The sequence below is a fragment of the Nostoc sp. T09 genome, assembly GCF_002154695.1.
Classification (GTDB): Bacteria; Cyanobacteriota; Cyanobacteriia; order Cyanobacteriales; family Nostocaceae; genus Aulosira.
The window spans coordinates 21,064-43,737 of record NZ_MTAV01000262.1 but is presented as its reverse complement, the minus strand read 5'-3'; the positions used below and the strand labels follow the sequence as shown (position 1 = coordinate 43,737).

The following is a 22,674-nucleotide window of genomic DNA, read 5'->3' as shown; positions in this document are numbered from 1 at the left end:
ATGGCGATGACATTTACTATGTTGATAGTGCCAATGACATAGTTGAGGAGAACATCAATGGTGGGATTGATTCAGTCTATGCCTCTGTTGACTACACCTTGAGTTCGACCTTAGAAAATCTCACTCTCACAGGTGATGTTGCAATTAACGGTGTCGGCAACGCCCTCAACAATACCATCAGAGGAAATAATGCCAACAACTTACTGTTGGGTGGGGAAGGTGATAATTTTCTCTATGGCTTTGGCGGAAATGACAGCCTTGAAAGCGGTACAGGCAAGGATCGTCTGTATGGTGGTGATGGGAATGACACTCTCATCAGTGGTGCAGGCAACGATATTCTTGATGGTGGTACAGGCAATGATAGCTTAGTGGGCGGTGATGGCGATGACATTTACTATGTTGATAGTGCCAATGACATAGTTGAGGAGAACATCAATGCTGGGATTGATTCAGTATATGCCTCTGTTGACTACACCTTGAGTTTGACCTTAGAAAATCTTACCTTCACAGGTGATGTTGCAATTAACGCTGTCGGCAACGCCCTCAACAATATCATCAGAGGAAATAATGCCAACAACTTGCTGTTGGGTGGCGATGGTAATGATTACCTATTTGGTGGGATTGGCAATGACTCGCTACTAGGTGAGAACGGTAATGACTACCTTTCTGGTGATATTGGCAATGACTACTTTGTTGGTGGTGATGGCAATGACTCGCTACTGGGCGGTAATGATAATGACTTTCTTGTAGGTGGTGCTGGTAATGATTACCTTTTAGGTGGAACTGGCAACGATCACTTTGTTTATAACCTCAACGCTGCTTTTAATAGCAACTCTATTGGCGTTGACACTATTGCTGACTTTACTCTAAATACTGACAAAATTGTTCTGTACAAAAATACATTCGCTGCCCTCAAAAGTAATATTGGCGATGGTTTTAGTGTTAGCAGTGAGTTTACCCAAGTCACAAACGATACTGCTGCCGCTATTAGCAGTGCGATGATTGTTTACAATTCTGCCAATGGTAAATTGTTTTATAACGAAAATGGCGCTGTAAATGGTTTTGGTACAGGTGCTCAATTTGCGACGCTCGCTAATCATCCATCACTCTTAGCAACCGATTTTTTAATTCAGTAGCAGTCAGGATGTTCAAATTAAATTGGTTTCTTGTGATTGGTTATCGTTCAATTCATCAAGAACGGGGATTTAAAGTTACATTCCAGATTAATTGATGCATTAATACTAAAAAGGGAGGGACAATATTCCTCCCTTTAACTTTGTGCAGATCTGCTGTTATCATCTCATGTACTTTTAAGTTGCATAATTAGGGCAAGCGAGATGCCAACCTCACAATAAATTTGCCATTACATGATGTTTAAAGGATCTACATCTATAGTTAAGCTCACAGATGCAGGGCAGAGCGATCGCACTTCCTCCCAATCTGGTAAGTTAGGTAATTCATCAGGCGCAAATTTAATCAATATCTGCCAGCGATAACGATTAGCTACCCGTAAAATGCTAGCTGGTGCTGGTCCTAAAATCTCAAATCCTTCCCAAGTTCCCAACGCTGTAGCTATCATCTGAGCAGTATTTTGTACTTGAATTGGATCTAGACTGCTCAAGCGCAACAAAATTAAGCGTCCATAGGGAGGATAATTAAGTGCTTGTCTTTGTTCTAATTCGGCAGTAGAAAAAGACTGATAATCGTGGCGTTTGACTGCTTCAATTACCTCATGTTCTGGGTTATAAGTTTGCACAATTACCCTACCGGGATCGTCGCCTCTGCCAGCACGTCCAGCTACCTGAGTTAAAGTTTGAAATGCTCGTTCACTGGCGCGGTAGTCTGACAGATGTAGCAAGCCGTCAGCAGCAACAACACCTACAAGTGTTACTTGTGGCAAATCCAAACCTTTGGTGAGCATTTGCGTACCCACTAATAGATGTGCTTCCCCGTTAGCAAACCTGGTAAGTAGAGTACGGTGTGCGCCTTTGTTGCGGGTAGTATCGCTATCAAAACGGATGTAATTCAGTTGGGGAAATTGGCGCGATAATTCTTGGGCGACGCGCTGAGTACCGCTACCGAAGAATTTTAGGTAAGGGGAAGCGCAGTCAGGACAGTATTGTGGATGCGATCGCCCATAATTACAGTAATGGCAGCGTAACAGTTGTGGCGCTCCGTCTTCGGTGTGGTGATACGCCAATGACACGTCACAATGAGGACACTCCAGCACATAGCCACAACTGCGACAAGAGACAAAAGTGCTGTGTCCCCGCCGATGGATGAATAAAATTCCCTGTTGTTGTTGTTCTTGCAGCTGTTCCAAAGCTGCTTGTAGCGATCTACTAAATATAGAACGATTTCCCGCCTGTAACTCTTGCCGCATATCTACTATTTCTATCGGCGGTAATGGGCGAGAGTTGATGCGTTCGGGAAGAGAGAGGTAGTAGGAAGACACGGGGACATGAGGACGCGGGGACGCGGAGAAAATTTCTGTCTGCGCGTCTTGTCTCAAACCCACCCAACTTTCTAATGAAGGTGTAGCAGAACCCAATACTAAAGGACAATTTTCGATTTCGGCTCGCCATTGGGCAACGGTGCGCGCATGATAGGTAGGTATGGGGAAGTCTTGCTTAAAGCTGCTGTCGTGTTCTTCATCTAAAATAATTAAACCCAATTTGGGTAAAGGCGCAAAAATCGCACTGCGAGTGCCAATTACTACTTGGGCTTCTCCCGCTAGCATTTGTCTCCAGGTATCGTAACGTTCTCCTTCCGAGAGAGCACTGTGATAGACGCTAACTTTATTACCAAAACGGGCACGGAAACGATCTGTTAGCTGGGGTGTTAGTCCAATTTCTGGTACTAAGACAAGGGCAGATTTGCCTTGATTCAATAAAGGTGCGATCGCTTGTAAATAAACTTCTGTTTTCCCCGAACCGGTTACTCCATGCAATAAGACTTGAGCATATCTATCCAGGGCTTGTATTCTGGCTAAGGCTGTAGATTGATCCGCGGTTAAAGATTTAGGGCGATCGCCTGTCACTACAGGCCCTTGTTCTGTTCGCAATACTTCCCGTTCTTCGATAACGATGTAGCCTTTATTTGCCAACGTCTTCAAGGTAGAGGAACTAGTATGACAAATCTGCAATAATTCACTGTGCCATATCTCACCACCACGTCTTCGCAATACTTCTATAATTTCTCTTTGACGTGTAGTTAAATCACTGTCGATTGTGCCTATTAGGGTAACTGCTTTCTGTAATTTTGGTCGAGTTAATCTTGGCGGTTCTAAGTAGCTTTCTACAAAGCCAAATCGCATTAACTCCCGAACACCACGATGAGCAGATTTAACTTTTTGTTGGAGGTACACAAAACTGTAGTCTCCTGCTGGTTGAGCTTGTAAAAGTTGTAAAATTTGCTGTGCTGAGGAACTAAGGAATGTATGAGTAGGAGAAATTTGTTGAGTAAGTAGATAGTTACTTGGGTCTTCTTTTTTTCCACTTTGCTTTCCTAAAAAAGTTAAGCGGATACGACGCTGCGATCGCCCCAACAAACCCGGTGGCAAAGCTACCCTGATCGCTTGAATTAGCGGTGTATAGTAATATGTCGATACTTTATTTAATAATTCCCAATAACCACTTGGAAAAAACCCTACACTTACTACATCTTCTACATCCCGGATTTTTTCTATTGGTATATCAGTATTTGGCTGTGTCAATAAACGAATAGCGATCCCGCCAATTTGTTGTGTACCAAAGGGTACAGTTAAAATATCACCTGGTTTGATTTCTAACTGGGCAGGTAATCGATAGGTAAATAGCCCCAAGTTTCCCGGACAGTCTACCAAGACTTCAATCCAACGATTAATATTTGTCTGTGATTGATACGACTCTCCTGGCTCATGCACTACCAAATGGGATAAATTTACGCCATCAATATACATATATTCTAATTTAATAGATAGATTTTTCTATTGCTTATGTCTGGTTCGTCAAAAGTCAATTTTTTCCTAAGAATCTAACTTTTTCTTTCTGGCGGCATAAACTGTAATTCGCAATACTTTTATCCCTCATAATACTTGATAAGTTTCCTCTTATGTAATCCACATCGCAAAATTAAACTCAACTATACATGCCATAAATATTGGATACCTCGTATACCCAAGAAAAGCATTCCCTCCACTATCTTCTAAATGCTTGTTATATCTACTGAATAGAGTATAAGATTTTCACACTATTGATAGATATTCAATTATTTATGTATATGAGATGCTTTTATACAAACAAAGAAAATATTTCCGAATTTTAAATTGCTAATTTTGTGTCAGTCATGAAACTCGATCAAACCTAATAAACTCAGCAGTAAGCTTACGATTTTTGACATCACTCCCAACCAATGAAGTCTAAAAAACTTTAGAAATTTAAATAAAAATTTAAGATTTTGGGATGTCTAGCTGAAAATTTTATAAGAGTTAAGGTTGAGAAAGTTTGAGGGCATTTGACATATTTAGTGATCAAGAAAAGAATGAGGAATATAGAGGTTGGGGAGATGAGGAGATAGTTGGTGGGTGCATAGACCAGTATTGTTATGAGATCTATCTAGCAGGAACTAAGGAATGACAGCTAGACATTGATTTTAACTTCTAATGAGAAATTAGCATAAACTTTTGTTTTGCTACCGGACATATGCATTTCTCCCTTAGGGAAACTACCAAGCCTCAAGCAAGCAGCTGTCACTGAATTATGTACCAAACAAAGCAACAATCCCTAAAGGAAAGTTATGAATATTGCTGAATTGGGAACAATGGAATTACTGGAGAATGCTGCTGAAAATGAAGAACAATCATTTGATAGTTTAGAAGCAGTGGCAGATGACGATTCTTCAATTCCAGAAACTCTGGAGTCGGAGGAACGTGATAGTGGCGATGAGATGGCAGCAGCCCGTCCTTCGGGATACAATAAAACCGAGCATGATGATGCTGTAGGCGCATTTTTTAAAGAAATGGCGCGTTATCCGTTGCTAAAGCCGGATGAAGAGGTAGAGTTAGCACGGCGAGTTAGATTTTTGGAAGAAGTAAGGGACATACAACATTCCTTACAATCAAGCTTAGGAGAACAACCGACTAAAGAACAAGTAGCTGCCGAGCTAGAAATGACGGCAAGGCAGCTAGAAAGTCGATTGTACCAAGGTCGAGTAGCGAAACGCAAAATGATTCGCTCGAACCTACGCTTAGTAGTCTCAATTGCCAAGCGATATCTTAATCGCGGAGTGCCTTTTCTAGATTTAATCCAAGAAGGCGCAATGGGCTTAAATCGTGCTACAGAAAAATTCGATCCAGATAAAGGATATAAATTTTCGACATACGCCTATTGGTGGATTAGACAAGCGATTACAAGAGCGATCGCTAACGATGCGCGAACAATCCGCTTACCCATCCATATTGTTGAAAAACTCAACAAACTTAAAAAAGCGCAACGCGAACTCAAACAAAAATTTTCTCGCAATCCCTCCGAAGCTGAAATGGCAGAAGCTTTGGAAATGAATGTGCAACAATTACGCCAATTGCAACAACTCAGGCGTCAAGCACTTTCCCTTAATCACCGCGTCGGTAAAGAAGAAGACACCGAACTGATGGATTTGCTTGAGGATGAAGATAACCAATCTCCAGAAGCAAAAATGAATGAACATATGATGCGTCAGGAGATATGGGAAGTGTTGGGTGATGTCTTAACCCCAAGGGAAAAAGACGTAATTTCTCTACGTTATGGGTTGACAACCAGCGAACCTTGTACTTTGGAAGAAGTCGGCAATATGTTCAATCTGTCCCGCGAACGAGTGCGACAAATTCAAAGTAAAGCTATGCGAAAATTGCGGCGTCCCCATATTGCAAAACGCTTAAAAGGGTGGTTGATTTAAATAGGTAAGACGCAATAGGCAAAAAAGGTTGCACTGTTGAATATAAACTATGGACTATAAACTATAGACCATAGACTCATGACTTCGCGTAGCAATTTTATTTTGCGTTTTGCCGAACCTGCTGATTGCAGTATTTTGTTTGATCTAATTCAGCAACTAGCAGAGTATGAGAAACTATCTCATGCAGTAACTGGCAATATTATGGCTCTTAAAGAGCATCTATTTGGCTCGCCAAAATATGTTGAGGCAATATTAGCAGAGTATGCAGGGCAAGCTGTAGGTTTTGCCCTATTTTTTCATAATTATTCAACATTTTTGACTAAGCCAGGTATTTATCTAGAAGATTTATTTGTATTACCTGAATATCGCCGTCAAGGTATTGGTAAGGCTCTTTTATCTAAATTAGCCCAAATAGCTGTAGAGCGAAATTGTGGGCGGTTAGAGTGGAGTGTATTAGATTGGAATGAGCCAGCGCAAGAATTTTACCGCAGCATGGGAGCATCTATTTTAGATGATTGGCGAATTTGCAGAGTTACAGAAGAAGCATTGGCACAATTAGCAGCTATAGCAGTCTCAAATCCTACGTAAAAAGTTAGATCCCCGACTTTTTTGAGAAGTCGGGGATCTAGATAACACAAATTTTTATATCAGATAGAATTGCTTTCAAGTTAAATTTTAAATTTATCTTAAACATTATAAATAGTTAGACTAAGTTTGACAGCTTGTCTTTTGACTTAGGCAAGTACTCATCTGAAAATTATGGAGAATATTGCACCGAATACGCTTTGGTTGTAGAGGAAACACGAAATGAAAAGGTTTTTTTCAATAATACTGTTAGGCATAGCCATCTTCACCTTTGCCTTCAGTAATGCAGCTTTAGCAGCAGACACTGTAAGTGGAGCCAAAGTATTTAGTGCTAATTGTGCTTCTTGTCATGCAGGTGGTAAAAATTTGGTTCAAGCTGACAAGAGCCTGAAAAAAGATGCCTTGGAAAAATACAGTATGTATTCAGCAGAGGCGATTATCAGCCAAGTAACAAAGGGTAAAAATGCTATGCCTGCTTTTAAAGGTCGTTTAAATAGCAGCCAAATTGAAGATGTAGCTGCTTACGTACTTGAACAAGCAGATAAAGGTTGGTAATTAACCCAACATAGCAGCAAAAATTATCTACTAGCGGGGCTTTTGTCCCGCTAAATTCTAGCGATGTCGAAATTGTCAAATATATTGCTTATGAATTATCTCTGGCGATTATTTCTCAGTGCAATCTTTGTTTTGTTCCTTACTTTTTCGACGGATGCTGCCTGCGCTTCACCTATCTCGAACCCCCAAATCACATCTGAGGAATTTTTGAAGTTGGGTGCGAATAAAATTCTACACAGTAATTATCAGGAAGCTATTGAGGATTTAAATCAGGCAATTCAACTTCAAAACAATTTTGGGGAAGCGTATAGCGATCGCTGTCTTGCTTATCTGCAACTCCAAGCTTACCATCAGGCGATCGCAGATTGTACTCAAGCAATAAATTTTACTCCCAACAACGCTGAGGCTTATCTAAATCGGGGGTTGGCAAACTATAGGCAACAAGATTATGCCGCAGCAACTGCTGATTATCATCGAGCGATCGCACTTAAACCTTATGAGTTTCGAGCTTACTACAATCTAGCGCTAGTTCAGGCGGCAAAGGGCAATTATTCCCAGGCAATCATTGATTACAATCTGGCTCTGGGTCAAATTTCCCAGCCCACAAATCTACTCCTCGCAGATATCTACAATGATAGAGGTTTAGCGCGTTTGCAGTTACAAGATTTAAAAGCTGCTATGGTCGATTTTAGTATGGCAATTCACCTCGATGCCAACGATTATAGAGCTTACTTTAACCGGGGTTGTGCTTGCGGTCGCAAAGGAGATAACTTTGGTGCATTACGTGATTTCTCGAAAGTCATCAAGCTAAATCCCAGTAATGCCCTCGCTTATGTTAACCGTGGAGTGGCTCGATATCACCTAGGTTACTATCAAGGAGCGATCGCGGATTTGCAAAAAGCATCTGAGTTTCTTGGTCATACAGGCGAAAAGCTGGCCTATCAAAAAGCTTTGATTTTACTGAAAACGATGCAAAAACAAATACCTTCAGTTTCGGAATTTGCGTAAATAAATCCTATTTTAATTCTCTGATAGAAGGCAGCAACAGAAACATTCCTGCCCAGATCTCCGAATTCTTAAAGTCGGGGATCTAAATTCATATCAAATGATACAAAATTGAAATAAGTAGTATGATTTGAAATTTTTATAACTGTCTGATGAGATCAATCAGAATATAATTCTTAAGAGAGATATATGCAGAGTAAGATGGCGTAGGGTTGAGAAAAAACCCAGTAAATCTCTATAAATTAGGAATTATCGATTCGACAACTATTTAAAAGATTGCTACAGTATTCCCCAATAAAAGAGAATAGAACAGCATTAATTGATGAGTTATTATAACTTTAATGACCATTTCTGGTCTCCCAAGAAAGTCTGTAGCCACTCAACACAAGGTAAATCAAAAGAAAACATAGCTAACAAGAGAATAAAATTAGCAATGTTGTCTTTAGCAGTAATTGCTATTTGGACGCCGCTACTACTGCCAAAATTAGTTGCTGCTAAAAACGAGAATCAAAGTGAAGTTTCTTTAAATAAGAATCTTGGGAATAAATGTATTTTACTTGGGCGTGAGCGTGTACAAATTCATTGCTCCGTTCAATAGTAATAAATGCCTGTACAACTTCAGGCAATATTAGTGCAATTTTTTTGACATGAGCAGTTGCATAAATTAAACTACCCCTTGCAAGCAATAAAAAAGCTCTGTCAATGCATCCAACTGAACAAGCTACCGTACCTACTCGCGTTATCGGTTTAATTAGTGGCACATCTGTTGATGGTATAGATGCTGCCTTAGTAGAGATTTCCGGGCAAGAATTAGATCTGAAAGTTGAGTTAGTAGCTGGAGCAACATATCCCTATCCCGCAGAACTGAGAGAAAAAATCTTGGCAGTTTGCGCAGGAGAAGCCATCTCGATGGCAGAATTAGCAGAAATAGATGATGCGATCGCCTTTGTTTTTGCTGAAGCTGCTCAAAATATTCAAATTGGTTATCAACCAGCTAGTTTGATTGGCTCCCACGGTCAGACAGTTTACCATCGACCACCCCAGAAGATGGACAAGGGGACGTGGGGACAAGGGGACGGGTCAATTTTATCAAAAACAATCCCCTTATCTTCTTTGGGTTACACGCTGCAACTCGGTCGCGGTGATTTGATTGCTCATTTGGCGGGGATTACAACTGTGAGTAATTTCCGTGTTGCTGATATTGCTATTGGCGGACATGGTGCGCCTCTAGTTCCAAGAGTTGACGCTTATTTGCTCAGTCATCCCCAGGAAGCACGTTGTATACAAAATATCGGTGGCATTGGTAATGTTGCTTATATTCCGCCGCGCCGTGACAATTGGCTGGAAAAAATGCGTGGCTGGGATACGGGCCCAGGAAATAGCCTATTGGATTTAGCTGTAGAGCATCTAACAAATGGTGCTAAAACTTACGATGAAAATGGTCAGTGGGCAGCAACTGGCACTCCCTGTCAGCCTTTAGTAGAACAATGGCTAACCCAAGATTACTTTCAACTACCACCGCCTAAATCTACAGGTAGAGAGTTATTTGGTGTAACTTATCTACAACAGTGTTTACAAGCTGCTGAAGCATACCAACTCAGTCCCGCGGATATACTAGCAACGCTAACAGAACTCACTGCTGCATCGATTGTTCATAGTTACCGTACCTTTTTGCCACAACTTCCCGATCGCGTATTATTATGTGGTGGCGGTAGTCGCAATCTTTATTTGAAACAGCGCTTACAGTCTTTATTACCATCTGTGCCCGTTTTGACTACAGATGAAGTTGGTTTGAGTGCAGATTTTAAAGAAGCGATCGCTTTTGCCGTTTTAGCCTATTGGCGACAATTAGGTATTCCTGGGAACTTACCTAGCGCCACGGGTGCGCCTCAAGAAGTGCTTTTGGGAGAAATTTACCCCAGTATTGAGTTAACAACTTAGCACTCCAAATTTCTGAAGGCTATACTTTAACTTATTGATCGCCTGACATTTTTGCGTTTCAAATATATCTTTATGTCTTGGCGGTACTCGAGCAAGACAAGGAACATAACAAGGTGGCTCATACTTTTTTAATGCAACCCGGACGCTGGACACTACAAGGAAGTTGGCTGGAACGCAATAGTATGCCGATTAATGTCAAAGGTATGATCTTGGTGGCTTGGAATCGAGATAACTGGTTTACAATGGCGACAAAGCTGATTTTTCCAGGTAGCGATCGCTCGGAAATCTCTTTGCAGTATAAGGGGCGTTTAGATGATGGAGAGCGCCAATATACTTTTTTACTCCAACATAATTCTTTAGGACAGGTTGAAGGCGAGGGTTTGATTGGTGTATCAACAATTGTGCAGCGTTACTGGGCACTAAACGATCGCCAACGTCGTAGTGGGTTTGAAACATTGCATCAATTATCAGATGATTCTTACTATTTAAGTAGTGCTATTCTGGCTGGTCATTTTTTAAATAGTACGATAGAAGCGAGCCTTGAGCGTCAGCCAAAATAACTCCTCTTTTCTAACTTTCTGTAGAGAATATATAGCAATCCGTGTAGGAGTTGTGAAATTACTCGTTGAGTTAGGGAAGAAGGAACAGGTAATAGAGAACGAGAAAGAAGGATATACAAATTAAATTTGTTTTTTCACAAATGAAATAGGACTGCTATAGTAATCCCATTTCATTTATGAACTTACTAGTTCGTAACGCTCAAATTTATCACAAGTGTAAAGAAAGATTTCTATTTTTCAGAATAGCAATCAGTATAACAACTGAGAATTTTTTACTTTCTAAAAAATTTTTTCTAAATTTTTCCTGAAATCGTCATAATTTGCCGAAGAAACTTGGTCAGGTGTAAATCTCAAAATTAGTGTAACGCAGTATTAAAATATTAAATAATCATTTCTAAATTCTGTAAAATCACTGAATTTACAACACAGATATAACAAAAAACTAGTACTTATACTGACGATTTTCTCAAAATTGATTTTTATATTGTTGCCTAAGCAGTTTGTAGTTGAGCTTAAACAGTTATATCGTTTAAATAAATTTTTGGCTGTTTTCTTTGTATCCAAATTTTTATATAAATCCCCTACTTTTTGTAAGCTGGAGTTTGGTAAGGAGGGTAGATTATTCAGTTTTGCTTGGGCTTCGGAGCTTTACCTGATTTAAAGAAACCTACGGTTTTCTGGGTAAACATAGTTTAATTTTAATTACATTTATTTCTAAAATAATTTAACTTTTCTTGCTTGTAATCTAGTTTTTAAATCTTTTAGTGTTTTTTAATAATCAACAAATACAACATATGACTGTAATACAACTAACGTCTGATAAAAAGTCAGAACAATTAGCTAAGTCAAATCAGTGAAAAAATATTTCTTAATTAACTCTAATGAAAACATAAAAATGAAGGCTAAGAATGAAGAGATATTAATTCTCAAACATCTTGGTAAAGAATTCATGCTTGAGTTTTGAAATATACGTATTGCCAGAATTTTGGTGAGTGATACCCACCGAGAAAATTTATATTCATAATAATTTTGAATTTTGAACTTCGTGTAATAGTACTAGTCCCTTCTTGATGCGTCCAGTTGTACGCAGGTCATGATAGTTATTTAAAAATTTTAGATTCTGTGGATTGCTCAAAGGAAAATATATAAATGAAAACAGTTGATGAGTTGTTGTTAGAGCTGCGATGTCTTAACGTGAAGTTCTGGACAGAGGGCAACAGCCTACGCTATGAAGCGGTCAAAGAGAGCCTCTCTCCTGCCCTGTTAGCTCAACTGCGAGAGCAAGAAGCAGAAATACTAGCAATCCTGAAGCAATCTGATAGTTCTTCTTCTTGTCAATTAGAAGACACCACATCGTTTTGTTCACTTTCTCACGGTCAACAAGCCTTGTGGTTCCTTTACCAGATGGCACCAAAAAGCGTTGCTTATCATATTTTTATGGCGGCGCGAATTCATTCTGAATTGGATCTAGAAGCCTGGGAACGAGCATGGCAGCAGCTCGTTGATCGCCATACAATTCTCCGCACTACTTATGCGATTCGCAACGGCCAACCAATTCAACAGATCCACTCTTATCTAGAAATTGACATAGAAGTGATAGATGCTTCTTCTTGGAGTGAAGAATATTTAAAGTCGCAAATTTATTTAGAAACAGATCGTCCTTTTGATCTAGAAGTTGGTCCGGTATTGCGGGTAAAACTGTTTAGCAATACAACGCAAGGAAACATTCAATTAATTGTAATGCACCACATTGCTGGAGATATGTGGTCTTTTGAGTTATTAATCGAAGAACTCCAACTGTTGTATGCTGCCGAAATTAATACTCAATCCTCAATTTCTTTTGGTATCCCCTTTCCTAAATGTCAATATACAGACTATGTGCGCTGGCAAACAGAGATGCTGGCGAGTTCCCAAGAAAAACTTTGGGAATATTGGCACAAACAGCTAGAAGGTGTATTACCAACTTTAAATTTGCCTATCGTTAGCGAAGCTCGCTATAGGCATCGACCTTACCCCCCAGTGCAAAGTTATCGGGGCGATACCGCTATTTTCAAGTTAGACCCAGAACTGATTCAAAAACTGAAGAAGCTAAAAAACATTCAAAGAGCTTCTCTTTATACAGTTATGCTAACAGCATTCTTTGCTCTACTTTACCGTTATACAGGTCAAGAAGAAATTCTGGTAGGAACTCCCATAGCAGGTAGGTTGGGTAGCAAAGAGTTTCAGAAAATTATTGGTTATTTTACTAATATAAATGTCTTGCGTGCTCATTTAGCTGGGAACCCAACCTTCAAAGAATTACTAATTCAGTTACGCAGCATAGTAATCGGAGTGCTCCAGCATCAAGAGGCTCCTTTTTCTTTTTTAGTTGAACAATTAAAAATTGAGCGCGATCGCAGTCGTTCTCCCCTCGTGTCTACGTGTTTTAGTTGGCATAAATATCGCAGTTTTCAAACTTCTAAAAATCTCGAACAACAGGGGATGGAAATTGAAATTTTGCCGCATCTCGGAGCACAGCGGGGAGCGGCATTTGACATTAACTTGAGGATTATGGAAGCAGGTAATGACTTCTACGTTGCTTGGGAATATAGTACCGACTTGTTTGATTCTGCAACTATCGCTAAGATGCAAAGTCATTACCAGACTTTACTAAAGGGAATTGCCACCAACCCAGAGCAACGCCTTGGAGAATTCTCTTTGTTAACAGCAACTGAAAGACATCAATTATTAGTTGCATGGAATAAAAACAACACAGAATATCCTCAAGATAAATGCATCCATGAGTTATTTGCACAGCAGGTAGAATTGACACCAAATGCAGTAGCCTTGGTATTTACAGACCAACAGATCACCTATCAAGAATTAAATCAAAAAGCCAATCAGCTAGCGCACTACTTGCAATCTCTAGGCGTCGGGACAGAAGCTCTGGTAGGGATTTGTGTAGAGCGCTCTGTGTTAATGATTATCGGAATTTTGGGGATTCTTAAAGCGGGTGGTGTGTACGTGCCCATAGATCCTACCTCTCCTCAAGAAGACTTGGCAGACATATTAGAAGAAACTCAAGTCTCAGTGTTGCTGACGCAAACACAATTGCTGGAAACTTTACCTACACATCAAGCACATCTAGTTTGCCTGGATACAGACGAGAACATCATTGCGCAACACAGCCAAAAAAACCCGTCACCATCAATGACATCGGCAAATTTAGCTTATGTCATGTATACATCTGCCTCTATTGGCAAACCCAAAGGTGTGAGCATCACCCATCGAGGTGTAGTGTCTTTAGTTAAAGGTAATAACTATGCCAACTTTACTAAAGAAGAAGTTTTTCTTCAGTTAGCTCCCATTACTTTTGATGCGGCAACGCTAGAAATTTGGGGTAGCTTACTCAATGGAGCACGTTTAGCGATCGCGCCTTCCCACACTCCGTCTTTGCTAGAGTTGGCACAAGCAATTCGACAACATCAGGTGACAACTCTGTGCCTGACGGCCGGATTATTTCGTTTAATGGTAGATGAGCACCTGGCAGAATTAAAAAAGTTAAAGCAACTACTAGCAGTGGGAGATGTTTTATCTGTTCCCCACGTTAAGAAACTTTTGCACGCTGCCCCAGAATTAAAGCTAATTAATTGTTATGGTTCAACAGAGAATACGGTTCTTACCTGCTGTTACCAACTAACGGATGCATCTAATATTGATGCTACTGTTCCCATCGGTCGCCCAATTGCCAATACTCAAGTGTATTTGCTCGATGCGCAATTACAGGCAGTACCAGTTGGCATACCTGGAGAACTCTACATTGGTGGCGATGGACTAGCGAGGGGTTACTTTAACCAACCAGATCTGACAGCAAAAACTTTTATCCCCCATCCATTTAGCTCTCAGCTTGGCGCACGCTTGTCCAAAACTGGTGACCTCGCCCGCTATCTACCAGATGGCAACATAGAATTTCTGGGACGAATTGACCAGCAAGTGAAAATCCGGGGTTTCCGTATTCAGCTAGAAGATATCGAAAATGTACTTGCTCAGCATCCAAAGGTACAGCAGTCCGTAGTCACAATCAACACCAACTCATCCAAAGAGAAATACTTAGTTGCTTACGTTGTACCATCAGAGGAAGCCAGTAAAGAAAAAACCTGTACTTTAAAATCAACTGCACTACGTAGTTTTTTGCAGCAAAAACTGCCAGAGTACATGGTGCCGACAACCTTTGTGATTCTCAAACACATTCCCCTCACACCCAATGGAAATGTTAACCACAGGGCACTACCTGAAGCTGATCTCAATTTAGAACGGGAAAATCAATTTGTACCGCCGCACACACCTACGGAAGCTGTGATTGCTGATATTATTGCCACAGTCCTAGGTTTGGAAGAAATTGGAATTTACGACAACTTCTTTACCTTGGGAGGACATTCCTTCCTGGCGATGCAAGTTATTTCCCGGTTGCGGCAAGCTTATCAGATAGAACTACCCTTGGGCTGTTTGTTTGAAGCGCCGACAGTAGCCGAACTAGAAAGGTTAATTACTAGTTATCGTCAAACAGATTTGAGGCATATAGTACCTGCTATCGCTCCTGTTTCACAAGACCAAACAGAATTTCCTCTATCTTTTGCCCAAGCAAGACTTTGGTTTTTCGATCAGGTGGTAGGAAAAAATGCAACTTACAATATGCCACTTGCAGTCCGGCTTGTCGGCAATTTAAATATCAATGCTCTAGAGCGTAGCATCCAGGAAATTGTTCAACGTCACGCCAGCTTGCGGAGTCACTTTCAGGTAGTTAATGGTTTGACAGTACAGGTGATTAATCCTACTGCCACTATTAGCTTATCTGTGGTTAAGTTGCAGAATTCACCAGACCAAGACAACGAGGTACAACAGTTAGCCAAAATAGAAGCCCATATACCCTTTGACTTGGCTAAAGATTCTCTGATCCGAGCCAAGCTGTTGCAAATATCAGAATTGGAATACGTCTTACTGCTGACCATACATCATATTGTTTGTGATGCTTGGTCGATGGGGATTTTGCTGCAAGAGTTATCTAGCTTGTATCCAGCCTTCTGTGCAGATAAGCCTTCTCCCTTACCAGGTTTACCTATTCAGTATGTAGACTATACGCTTTGGCAGTGGGAGTTGTTAACAACAAAAGTATTACAACGACAACTTAACTACTGGACTCGGCAGTTATTAAATGTGCAACCATTGCTGCAACTACCTACAGATAAACCGCGAAAAGCCTTGCATAAATTTAAGGGTAGCAGCTTAGAGTTGGATATTGATGCTCATCTCTCCCAGCAAATAAAAACCCTGAGCCAGCAATCAGGTGTAACGCTGTTTATGACTTTGCTAGCAGCATTTGTCACCTTGCTATATCGCTATAGCGATCGCGAAGATATTTTAGTTGGTTCTCCCATTGCCAACCGCCACCACCAGGATACTAAATCCCTCATTGGGTTGTTCGTCAATATTCTCATGCTGCGGTTCAAGATTTCAGAAAATTTTAGTTTTAGGGAACTGCTGAATCAGGTACGCGAGGTAGCATTAGCAGCCTATGCTCACCAGGATGTTCCTTTTGAGCAACTTATGAAAACCTTACAACCAGATCGTTCTCTTACCCAGAGTCCATTGCTGGAAGTTGTGTTTAATTTAGAATCCGCCTCTCGTCCTTGGGAACTACCCGGAATTTCTGTAACTCCCATCAATATAGAGCCAATGACAGCGAAGTTTGATTTGACTCTATCAATGGTAGAAACTGCAACTGGACTTAAAGCTACTTGGGAGTATAATAGCGACTTATTTGAGCGTCAGGCGATCGCTCGCATGAGCGAGCAATTTCAAACTTTGTTAGCAGCCATTGCTACTGATTCTAACCAAAAATTGGCACAAATCCGTTTGCTCAACGATGCAGAACGTTTAGCACAGAAGAGTTTACCCATCAACTGAGAGTATATCTGAGGCGAAATCTCCAGCATTTGAAAGTATAAAGCGATCGCCGATGTTTGGCGAAAAATCTTCCAACTAGACAAAGTTGGACGCGATCACAATTTTTTGATTTAGGTTGACATTCTTTGCCTTTATTCCAGCTACGTGAATTGCTGCAAACCATTTTTAACAAGGAAATCTCCATATTGGAGTTTTTGAAACATCAGACTTCAGGTGCATTAAGACAATATTTTAGCAATCGCTTAATATTAGTAATGTCATTTTAGACGCGGAGTGGCTGCTTGCAGAATGCGCACCTTTTCCTAGGCTAAGGTAAGGGGAAATAAAGATTGATGTGTAAGAACATTTTACAACCCTGCCATTACGACAGAAGCCGTGCTATATTTTTCCCAAGCTGTCAGGAACGGTTCAGGCGTTGATTGTATAATCCACGAATTAAGTGCAAAAACTATAGAGATATTTTGGTTTTAAATTTAAAGCCTAAATTTCTCCATATTCGTGGTTTTTTTGTCAGTCAACTAGATATACAGAATTTTTTAATTTGACAGATTATAAGTACAAATATCTAGTAATACTTCCTCACTAAAAATGCTTTTTAAATTAGAGCGTCAAAAATCAAAACGCCAAAGATTCTCCCGTAAAAAAATAGGTGATTTTCAATTTTTTTCCTTATATAGTATTGTATTCTTTTTTACCCTTCTTATAACTCTTTCATATATAAATGCTCCGAGAATTCCTATTTTGGGATTTCATGGCATTGTTGATTTAAATAATTCTAATCTGGGAATAGCTCAGAACCCCATAGCTCAGAGAATGGCTTATCCTATGCAAAATCTAGAAGAGTTTCTAGAGGATTTAGCTGCTAATAATTATTGGTTTCTATCTACACAAGAAATGTATGATTACTTTATTAACTGTTCTCAAGATATTCCAGAAAAATATGTAGGCAAAAAACCTATTATGTTAAGCTTTGATGACAGCTATAAAACAGTTTATACTAATCTTATTCCGATTTTAGAAAGGTTAGAAAAAGAGTTCAATCAAAAAATTAAAGTTGTTCTATTTGTAAATCCTGGGACTCTATCTAAAGTTAATCATCCATCCACAACTTATTTGAGTTGTGAGGATTTAAGAACCGGATTTAAAAAGGGATTTTATGATATTCAATCTCATGGTCAGAGCCACAAAAACTTGGTTACACTGACTGTGCAGGATTTGAATCAAGAACTGGCCCAAGCTCAAACTCACCTCAGGGAATGCATGGCTGGATTAGCTCCAGAGCAGGAAATCGCCGCACACATTGCATATCCCTATGGCTCTATGAATCATCAAGTAGAAACTTATGCTAGTAAATACTACCAATCCGGTTATCTTTATAACAGCACAATCTTAAGGTTCCGTTGGTTAAATGATAAATACCGGATTTCGCGTTTAACAGTAAATAGAAACAAAACAACCGCAAGATTAATTCAAATGGCTAGTCGCTCTTTTAGCATTATTCAGAGGTAAACCTTAAAAGGCTATTCATTTATCGGTATTTTAATTTATCAACATTAATACTAAATCAAGCTCAAGGTACTATCATTGACTCAGGAAAATCGCACTGTTCCCACCACAATTTTAAAACGCGCTGATGCCTTAGATGCACTCCGAGGATTTGCTATCTTAGCAATGGTCTTTTCAGGCACAATCCGATACAAGATTTTGCCTGCTTGGATGTATCATGCTCAAGAGCCACCTCCTACCCATAACTTTAATCCTCAGATTGCTGGCTTAACCTGGGTAGATGTGGTATTTCCCCTATTCTTGTTTGCAATGGGTGCAGCTATACCCCTAGCACTATCACGCCGTCTAACTCAAGGTTGGAGTGTTGCAAGGATTATTCTGTACGTTTTAAAGCGAGGGTTAATGTTAGGGACATTTGCCATAATTCTTCAACATCTTCGTCCCTTCACTATTAATAAAAACCCGACTCAAGCAACATGGTATGTAGCAATTTTAGGTTTTATTTTGTTGTTCTTAATATTTGGGCGTTGGTCTATTTTGGGGAAGTGGAGTAAGTATGGCGCTTGGCTAAATATAGGCGGATTAATTGCTACCATAGCTTTGATTTCTCACTTTCAATATGGTGGTAAAGGTTTTTTACTTGAGCGCAGCGATCCTATTCTTATAGCCTTAGCAAATATGGCTGTTTTTGGCTCTCTAGCTTGGTTGTTAACTCGTACCAATTTGCTATTACGCTTAGGATTAATGGGCTATTTGATTGCTCTGCAACTATCCGCTTCATCTAATAGCTGGATCAAAGATTTTTGGACAGCTTCATCTGTACGGATTTTTGGCTATGATTTAAATTACTCTTGGATTTTTCAGTTTTATTACCTGAAGTATTTATTTATTATCATTCCTGGAACTATTATCGGAGAGTTGTTACTAAGCTGGATAGCAAGAAATACTGAATCTGATGAAGTCGTAGCAAATCAACATTTTCAAACCCCTCGCTTCAAGCAACGTCTCTGGCTCATTATCTTATCCATGCTGATGATTTGTTTGGTGTTGCTGGTTGGATTACAAGGTCGTTGGCTTTGGCAAACAACTTTGGTAAGTGTTGTAATTTCTGCTGCTAGCTGGTTCTTATTTGCCCAGCCAGAAACCGATATAGACTATTTGCTCAAGCAGTATTATCAGTGGGGAGTTTACTGGTTATTTATTGGCTTGTTTTTTGAGCCTTTTCAAGGTGGGATTCATAAAGACCCTTCTACATATAGTTATTATTTCGTAACTACTGCAATTGCTATTTTTATATTAATAATATTTACTATTTTGATTGATATTTTTAAATTTAAAAAATGGCTGGCTATATTAATTGATAATGGACAAAATCCAATGATTGCTTATGTTGCTTTTGCTAATTTTGTCTGGCCAATATTACAAATTACTGGGTTAGAAGATGTAATTATTGCAAACACTACAACGCCTGTGATGGGAGTAATTAAAGGAATTTTGTACACCTTACCTATCGCTTTGCTAACAAGCCTGTTCACTGGATACAAGCTGTTTTGGAAAACATAAAATATATACAGCCGATAGCTACAATCGCTCAAGAAAAGAAACCCCTGAAGTTTGTTCTGTCTCTCTTAAAGTGCAGGACAAACGCATCTAAATGTTGAGGAAATGGTAAGTAGGTGTGTTCAAAATCGCATCAACCTTCATTCATAAACTTTTTAAGCTTTTGTAATTAGCTAGTTATTTCTGCCAAGCTGCACTAGTGAGAATCTTAGATAAAGATTTATTCATGAAGTATCTTATTTTAATATGAGAGATTTTGCGATCCTCACAAGTTCCTCAAATTTGTGTTCTATAACATAACTGTATACAAACTGGATCTAAAAAAGCGCTTACCAAAACACTCAAGGTAACGACTAAAAGAACTGTATCTATAAGTTACCAAACACACTTGCGAAATAGAAGCTAGAAACCTCAATGACCATTGATCAACAAAAAGTAGAGGTATATATGTTTACTAAAATTTTAGTTGCGTTGGATCGTTCACCAATGGGGAAACAGGTTTTTGAGCAAGCCTTGGCTTTAGCAAAGGTAACAGGAGCTAGTTTAATGCTACTGCATGTCCTATCTGCGGAAGAAGATGGTAGCCCTTACGCACCGCTACTAGCCAATTTTGACTATTATCCAGGTGTGGGTAGTCAAAGCTTCGAGCACTACCAAAAGCAATGGGATAAATTTAAAAATCAAGGTGTCCAGTTATTACAATCTTTCTGTGCCCAAGCAAACACAGCAGGAGTTAATGCAGAATTTACCCAACAAGTTGGTAGCCCTGGTCGGCTGATCTCTCAATTAGCGGCTAATTGGGGTGCTGATTTAATTGTCATGGGGCGTCGGGGTCGCTCAGGGCTAACGGAACTATTTCTTGGTAGCGTGAGTAACTACGTCCTTCATCATGCTCCTTGCTCAGTCCATGTTGTTCATCTTCCAAGTAAGGTTCCCCAAGCTGAAGAAGTTGTTCAAGAACCTGCTAATGTTAACCAATGAAAAATTTATAGCTGCACAGCAAAGTGCAGCTTGAAAATAGGGCATGATGCATTAATTTTGATGACGAGCGTTGTGGCGCGATCGCCCTTGGAAATCTATGTTGAAAACAGAGAACAGGGATCGAGGAGACAAGCAGAATCAGGGGGAGTGGCAAAAAAATAACTAATCACTCTTAATCCTTGAATCTTGATTCTAAAGCAGAGGAGGAACACCTGATGTTGCGTCGCTTTCTACAAACATTTTGGTGGCTGCTATTGCTAGGGATATTGACAATATTCATATTCCTGGGTTTAGAAATTAGCGCTTCTAAAACCGCGATCGCTGCTATTAGTCGATTAGAAGCAGTACCAGGAGAAGTAATTTATCGCTCACAGCTAAAATTAGAGGATCAATCGGGAAATGTTTGGCAGGTGATTTTGTGGAAGCAAGTTTATCCTGATTGCCCACCGAGTGTAAATCTGCGGTTGGTAGGGTTTCCTGGTTCAGCCGAACTAATTCATCCACAACCATTGAGAATTACCAAAGCTACAGGTGAGATATTGACTGCTCCTGATGTTTTCTTGGCGGAAGCACCAGTACCTACCATTGGACAGTATGATTTCAAGGATATACTGCCAAAATTACCAGTAGAACAGCTACTACTTAGTATTCCTTTGCCTGGTCAGCACTTTATTAATATCTCAGTTCCTCAATCTGTAATGGAAGAATGGCAAACAGTAGTTAGCAATTAGCCTGTTCTTTATTTACTGTCAGGTAATCCCAGTAATAGGTCGCATTCTCAACTTATAAATAGTCTTTTGCAAACACAGATGTGCAACCGAGTTTGCAGCATCATTAAAGATTTTTTGGAGATTAATTATGTTGAAAGCAGCAGATATCATGACTAAAGATGTGGCCACAATTCGTAGTTCGGCAACAGTAGCTGAAGCTGTTAGGTTATTGAGGTCAAGAGACTGGCGAGCGTTAATTGTAGAGCGTCGCCACGAACAAGATGCTTACGGCATTATTAGCGAGAGTGACATCGCTTATAAGGTAATTGCTTATGGAAAAGACCCCCAAACGATGCGTGTCTACGAAGTAATGACTAAGCCTTGTATCACCATCAATCCCGATCTCGGTTTGGAATATGTAGCACGGTTATTTGCCGATCATCATCTCCACAGAGCGCCAGTTATCCAGGGCGAACTGCTGGGTATTATCTCACTTACCGATCTTCTGGCTCACAGTCATTTTCTCGAACAACCGCGAACAATTCTACTAGAACAAGAATTACAGGATGAAATTAAGAAGGCTCGGATGATGTGCGCTCAGACAGGTGCTCGTTCACAAGAATGTGCTGCTGCGTGGGATGTTGTTGAGGAACTGCAAGCAGAGATAGCGCACCAACGATCTGAAAAGTTTGTTAAAACAGCTTTTGATGATTATTGCGATGAATATCCAGAAGCCTTAGAAGCCAGAATGTATGATTTTTAGAACTGCTGAATTAGCGGTGAAAAGCTGATGGGCAAAACGTAAGAATACATCCGTCAGAATTCAGGAGCCAGAAGGGTTAAGGAATGAGGAGAAATATTTGATGAATCAATTTACTAATCTACTAGATTACCTCTAAATTCTGACTTCTGACTCCTAGGTGCTGAATTCTTACGGCAAAACTTTAATATATACAAATTTTCGTCAGTTAGATTTGATGTCTGTTGAATACCATTCAGCTTCTTATTGGCTTTTGAGATTCCTGAATCTTGATTGAAGCGATCGCTCTAGGGTGGGGCATTGCACCCACCACTAATTTTAGTTCTTAGGAATTCAAAAATTTCTTTACAGTTCGGAAGCTGAATCAGGCGCAACGACTTCACCAGTTCCTATTTCTAGAATCAAATCCTGGTCGGTAATCAGTTCAGTGAGTTCTTTAACTTGTAAGTTCATTCCTTCACAAGCTTGCCTTAGTTCTTTGGCAAATCTATTGAGATCGCTACCATAACCGCATTGGTAAGCAGCTGTTTCAATTCCTTGTTTGGCATTTGCTCTAGCACAATCTACTAACTCTGTGCCTTGCAATGGTGTTGTGGATGCCATATATCTACTTACTATTTATTACGTGTTTTTGTATGAGTAGATTATCAATTAT

Annotated in this window: 16 protein-coding genes; 14 read left to right on the top strand and 2 right to left on the bottom strand. The window is 39.8% G+C overall.

From position 1 onward, the window contains the following. A partial coding sequence (locus BV372_RS34355) for a calcium-binding protein (RefSeq protein ID WP_143845500.1) occupies positions 1-1,136 on the top strand: 1,136 nt, incomplete at its 5' end. 227 nt (positions 1,137-1,363) lie between these two features. Here BV372_RS34355 and priA read toward each other — a convergent pair. Beyond that, a complete protein-coding gene (gene priA / locus BV372_RS34350) occupies positions 1,364-3,940 on the bottom strand; it encodes a primosomal protein N' (RefSeq protein ID WP_086691968.1) in 2,577 nt (858 codons plus the stop codon). A gap of 836 nt (positions 3,941-4,776) precedes the next feature. Here priA and BV372_RS34345 point away from each other — a divergent pair. The 13 genes from BV372_RS34345 to BV372_RS34290 all read left to right on the top strand — a co-directional run bounded on the left by BV372_RS34345 (position 4,777) and on the right by BV372_RS34290 (position 22,022). Continuing rightward, positions 4,777-5,913, top strand: coding sequence for an RpoD/SigA family RNA polymerase sigma factor (locus BV372_RS34345; protein ID WP_086691965.1), 1,137 nt, complete (start codon positions 4,777-4,779; stop codon positions 5,911-5,913). 78 nt (positions 5,914-5,991) lie between these two features. Then, positions 5,992-6,501, top strand: coding sequence for a GNAT family N-acetyltransferase (locus tag BV372_RS34340; RefSeq protein ID WP_179198333.1), 510 nt, complete (start codon positions 5,992-5,994; stop codon positions 6,499-6,501). Between the two features lie 219 nt (positions 6,502-6,720). Continuing rightward, positions 6,721-7,053 carry a cytochrome c6 PetJ gene (petJ, locus tag BV372_RS34335; protein WP_086691959.1) on the top strand — a complete coding sequence of 111 codons (333 nt, stop codon included), beginning with the start codon at positions 6,721-6,723 and terminating at the stop codon, positions 7,051-7,053. Positions 7,054-7,143: 90 nt separating this feature from the next. After that, positions 7,144-8,061 (top strand): tetratricopeptide repeat protein, encoded by a 918-nt coding sequence (locus BV372_RS34330; protein WP_086691956.1) that lies wholly within the window; start codon positions 7,144-7,146, stop codon positions 8,059-8,061. Between the two features lie 319 nt (positions 8,062-8,380). Continuing rightward, positions 8,381-8,656, top strand: a complete 276-nt coding sequence (locus BV372_RS35740; protein ID WP_143845498.1) for a hypothetical protein — start codon at positions 8,381-8,383, stop codon at positions 8,654-8,656. Between the two features lie 104 nt (positions 8,657-8,760). Further along, complete coding sequence (locus BV372_RS34325; protein ID WP_086691952.1) at positions 8,761-9,999, top strand: anhydro-N-acetylmuramic acid kinase; 1,239 nt, start codon at positions 8,761-8,763, stop codon at positions 9,997-9,999. A gap of 113 nt (positions 10,000-10,112) precedes the next feature. After that, entirely contained in the window at positions 10,113-10,559 is a 447-nt protein-coding gene (locus BV372_RS34320) for a hypothetical protein (RefSeq protein WP_086691949.1), read from the top strand. A gap of 1,149 nt (positions 10,560-11,708) precedes the next feature. Continuing rightward, positions 11,709-16,502, top strand: a complete 4,794-nt coding sequence (locus BV372_RS34315; protein ID WP_086691946.1) for a non-ribosomal peptide synthetase — start codon at positions 11,709-11,711, stop codon at positions 16,500-16,502. A gap of 588 nt (positions 16,503-17,090) precedes the next feature. Continuing rightward, positions 17,091-18,011: a polysaccharide deacetylase family protein gene (locus BV372_RS34310; protein ID WP_086691943.1), complete on the top strand. Its 921-nt coding sequence runs from the start codon at positions 17,091-17,093 to the stop codon at positions 18,009-18,011. A 75-nt stretch (positions 18,012-18,086) separates the two neighbouring features. Next, entirely contained in the window at positions 18,087-19,571 is a 1,485-nt protein-coding gene (locus BV372_RS34305; RefSeq protein WP_256973631.1) for a DUF5009 domain-containing protein, read from the top strand. Between the two features lie 444 nt (positions 19,572-20,015). Next, positions 20,016-20,549: a universal stress protein gene (locus BV372_RS34300; RefSeq protein WP_086691973.1), complete on the top strand. Its 534-nt coding sequence runs from the start codon at positions 20,016-20,018 to the stop codon at positions 20,547-20,549. A gap of 215 nt (positions 20,550-20,764) precedes the next feature. Further along, a complete protein-coding gene (locus BV372_RS34295) occupies positions 20,765-21,280 on the top strand; it encodes a DUF3122 domain-containing protein (RefSeq protein WP_086691941.1) in 516 nt (171 codons plus the stop codon). A 127-nt stretch (positions 21,281-21,407) separates the two neighbouring features. Next, a complete protein-coding gene (locus BV372_RS34290; protein ID WP_086691938.1) occupies positions 21,408-22,022 on the top strand; it encodes a CP12 domain-containing protein in 615 nt (204 codons plus the stop codon). A gap of 342 nt (positions 22,023-22,364) precedes the next feature. Here the strand turns inward: BV372_RS34290 and BV372_RS34285 are convergent, their stop codons facing one another. Then, entirely contained in the window at positions 22,365-22,622 is a 258-nt protein-coding gene (locus BV372_RS34285) for a hypothetical protein (protein WP_086691935.1), read from the bottom strand. Positions 22,623-22,674 lie beyond the last annotated feature (52 nt).